This is a genomic window from Streptosporangium sp. DT93 (genome assembly GCF_049844535.1).
Classification (GTDB): domain Bacteria; phylum Actinomycetota; class Actinomycetes; order Streptosporangiales; family Streptosporangiaceae; genus Streptosporangium.
Window position 1 is genome coordinate 1 of record NZ_JBNCLF010000068.1, and the last position, 610, is coordinate 610.

Below are 610 nucleotides of genomic sequence, written 5' to 3' on the forward strand. Positions count from 1 at the left end.
CGTCCCCTCACCCGAGTCGGATGGGGTGGTGTTCACGGGGAGGTTGTCGGTTCAGGCGCAGCCGTGGCTGGCGGATCATGTGGTGTTGGGGCAGGTGGTGGTGCCGGGGACGGCGTTGGTGGAGATGGTGTTGCGGGCGGGGGAGGAGGTGGGGTGTGGGGTTGTTGAGGAGTTGACGTTGCTTGCGCCTTTGGTGGTCGGGGTGCGGGGTGTGCGGGTTCAGGTTGTGGTGGACGGTCGTGTGGTGGGGGTGTTCTCGGATGGTGGTGAGGGGTGGGTCAAGCATGTGGAGGCTGTGTTGGGGGTGGAGGGGGGTGAGCCGGGGTTTGATTTGATGCAGTGGCCGCCGGTGGGGGCGGAGGTTGTGGATGTGGCTGGTTTCTATGAGGGGCTGGCGGAGGCGGGGTTGGTGTACGGGCCGGCGTTTCAGGGGGTGGGGGCGTTGTGGCGTCGGGGTGAGGAGGTGTTCGCGGAGGTTTCCGGTGCGTTGTCGGGTGAGGGGGATGGGTATGGTCTTCATCCGGCGGTGTTCGATGCCGCGCTTCACGCGGTCGCTTTGACGGGTGTGGCTCAGGGGGCGGCGATGCCGTTCGCCTGGTCCGGAGTGAGG

At 66.9% G+C, this 610-nt stretch carries 1 protein-coding gene; it reads left to right on the forward strand.

Going from position 1 to position 610, the window contains the following annotated elements; translation table 11 throughout:
• Window positions 1–610: polyketide synthase dehydratase domain-containing protein (locus ACLQ2R_RS39510; RefSeq protein ID WP_425966542.1), on the forward strand; the 610-nt coding region annotated here is incomplete at both ends.